This window comes from Limnohabitans sp. (assembly GCF_044361985.1).
Classification (GTDB): domain Bacteria; phylum Pseudomonadota; class Gammaproteobacteria; order Burkholderiales; family Burkholderiaceae_C; genus Limnohabitans_A.
Genome location: NZ_JBIKHV010000184.1, coordinates 1 through 2,843, shown reverse-complemented (window position 1 = coordinate 2,843; position 2,843 = coordinate 1). Strand labels below are relative to the sequence as shown.

Sequence of the window (2,843 nt, the reverse complement as noted above, 5' to 3'; positions counted from 1 at the left end):
GTTTGCGCATCAAGTCAGCGGGCGATGCCATCACACCGCGCTGGATGGCGCGTGCAGCCCCCCATCTGTCAGGCCCCATCGACATGCCCGACAAAACCACCGCCGAAGGTTTGTTCGATCTGCCCTATGGCTTTCCCAGCCAGCACATGAGCCATGTCGCCACGAAGTCCGGCGTGCCGGTAGGTTTTTGGCGCTCAGTGGGCCATTCGCACAACGCTTTTTTCTCGGAGAGTTTCATCGACGAGCTGGCCGTGGCCACGAAGCAAGACCCGCTGGCCTTTCGTTTGAATCTGTTGAAAGACGCGCCACGTTATGCGGCCGTGTTGCAACTGGCCGCCAGCAAAGCAGGCTGGGGCAAGCCTTTGCCCGCAGGCCGTGCGCAAGGCATTGCGCTGCACAAATCCTTTGGTTCCATCGTGGCGCAAGTCGCTGAGGTCTCGGTCGCTCAAGGCCAGATCCGCGTGCACCGCGTGGTCTGTGCCATCGACTGCGGCACCGTGGTCAACCCCGACACGGTGGCGCAGCAAATGGAAAGCAGCGTGATTTATGGCCTGAGTGCAGCCCTGTTTGGCCAGATCGACATCGTGGGCGGCGAGGTGCAGCAAAGCAACTTCCCCAGCTACCCCATGGTCACGCTCAGCCAGGCACCTACAGTCGAGACCCACATCGTGTCCAGCACCCGGCATCCCGCTGGCGTGGGCGAGCCAGCAGTGCCGCCACTGGCACCCGCAGTGGCCAATGCCTTGTTTGCCCTGACGGGCAAGCGGCTGCGGGCTTTGCCCTTGGTGGTTTGAGTTCAGTACCCACGGCCATCACCCCCCACGCAAAGTCTTGAGGATTTTCTGGCCCCCACGGGCATTGACTTCCATGCCCAGACGCTTTTGTTCGGCGCGGATCGCCTCGCGCGATTTGTTGCCCAACATGCCATCCACCGGGCCGATGTCGTGTCCACGCATCACCAGCAGGCCTTGCAACTCGCGCCGCTCAGCGCGTGACAGGCCCGCGTCATCCGTCGGCCAGGGCGTGGCAAATGGGCTTGCGCCGCGCAGGCGGTCGCTCAGGTGGGCAATGGCCAGGCCATAGCTTTCGGCCGCGTTGTAGCTGTAGAGCGCGTCAAAGTTTCGAGTCACCAAAAACGCTGGGCCATTGGCACCCGCCAGCGTCAGCAAGCCCACAGAACCCAAGCTTTCCGGCAAGGCCGAACCATCGGTTCGGCGTACGCCCCGGGCTGCCCAATCGGCCACTGGGCGCTTGGTCCGACGCCCCTCACCCGCCAAAGAAATGCCAGTGGGCAACTTCACCTCGATGCCCCACGGCAAGCCACTTTGCCAGCCCGCACGGGCCAAGAAGTTGGCGGTCGAGCCGAGCGCGTCCACGCTGCTGTCCATCAGGTCGGCGCGGCCGTCGCCGTCAAAATCCACCGCCAGGCGCTCAAAAGTGGTAGGCATGAATTGGGTGTGGCCAAACGCCCCCGCCCATGAACCGACCAAGCGCTCAGGCGCAATGTGGCCAGCCTGCAAAATACGCAGCACCGCGAAAAATTCGCCCTGAAAAAAACTTTGCCGCCGCCCATGACACGACAAGGTGCCCAAGGCCTGCACCAGCGGGTACTTGCCAAAGGTCTGGCCAAAATTGCTTTCCACGCCCCACACCGCCACCACCGTGGCCGGGTCTACGCCAAAGCGTTGCTCGGCACGCGCCAGGGCTGGGCGCTGCTCTGCCAGGCGCGCGGCACCATCGGCCACTCGCTCATCGTCCACCAAGGCCGACATGTAATCCCAAATAGCAGTGCGAAATTCGGGCTGGAAGTTTAACTTTTCGATCACGCTGAAATCGGCCTGCAGTCCCTCCGTGTGGCGCGTCCAGGTTGCATCGGTGACCTTGCCCATGCGCGCTGCGGGACGCAACTTGGCCATGCAGGCCGACAAATCGGTGCTTTGCGCCCAAGCGCTTGGGACCATCAGAAAAGCGCCCAACAAGGTGTATGAGAAGACAGACCGCAAAGCCTCTGAAGCAATGGTGATGGTCCTATTTTTCATGCGCGCACTCCTGAACAAGTGAACCAGTGGCCCATGTTGCGGCTGTTGCGGTCATTTTTTTGAATGGCATGTGGGGCAAAAGCTGTCTTTGAGGTGGTGGATCGGCCTGTCTGACCACAAGGGAATGTACAGCGAATGGTGGAGTATTTTTCTTCATAGACCGCGTTCAGCGGTTCCAGCCATACAACCAAGGCACATCCATCAAGCGCTCGCCCAGTAGCCGCATGGACCAATCGCGCCCCATGGCCACAGCGCCCTGGGCGTGGAAAATCTGGCCGTTGCGAATCGCCCGGGCTTGTACCCTTGCATTGCGCGCCCAGCGCTGCGCTGCATAGGCCTGCAACTGCTCAGCCACGGGTTGGCCTGTCTGTACAAGGCACTGGGCCAACACCTGCGCATCCTCGATCGCCATGCCTGCGCCCTGGGCCAGATAGGGCCGCATCGGGTGAGCAGCATCGCCCAACAGTGCCACACAGCCTTGTGCCATTTGCCCAGCAGCAGCGATGGGCGCACGGTCGTGCAGCGCCCAAAGCCGCCAGGCTGGAACCGCTGCCAGGCGCTCCTGCAGGTCTTTGCCAATCGCGCCGAAATCGCCGCCCATGGCCTGCAGCAAAGCTTGGGCGTGTCCAGCCTGGTCCCAGTTCTGGGCTTGCTCGGGCTTGCGGCCATGCACGATGGCGACCAGATTGAGCCACTGCCCACGGCACACTGGGTAATGCACCACATGCAGGCGCGGCCCCATCCAGACGGTGACCTGGTCTGTGCGCAAATGCACGGGCAAATCGGCCTGCGCCAACAAGGCCC

The 2,843-nt window shown here is 62.3% G+C and carries 3 protein-coding genes; 1 reads left to right on the top strand and 2 read right to left on the bottom strand.

The window, feature by feature from the left end; translation table 11 throughout:
* On the top strand, nucleotides 1-794 hold a 794-nt coding region (locus tag ACIQ3A_RS14830), incomplete at its 5' end, for a molybdopterin cofactor-binding domain-containing protein (RefSeq protein ID WP_396432493.1).
* A gap of 18 nt (nucleotides 795-812) precedes the next feature.
* On the opposite strand, the gene ACIQ3A_RS14825 is transcribed toward ACIQ3A_RS14830, so the two are convergent.
* Both ACIQ3A_RS14825 and ACIQ3A_RS14820 read right to left on the bottom strand, forming a co-directional pair.
* Entirely contained in the window at nucleotides 813-2,039 is a 1,227-nt protein-coding gene (locus ACIQ3A_RS14825; RefSeq protein ID WP_396432492.1) for a lytic murein transglycosylase, read from the bottom strand.
* Between the two features lie 166 nt (nucleotides 2,040-2,205).
* Nucleotides 2,206-2,843, bottom strand: a 638-nt coding sequence (locus tag ACIQ3A_RS14820) for an FAD-dependent monooxygenase (protein WP_396432491.1), incomplete at its 5' end; no start/stop codon positions are given.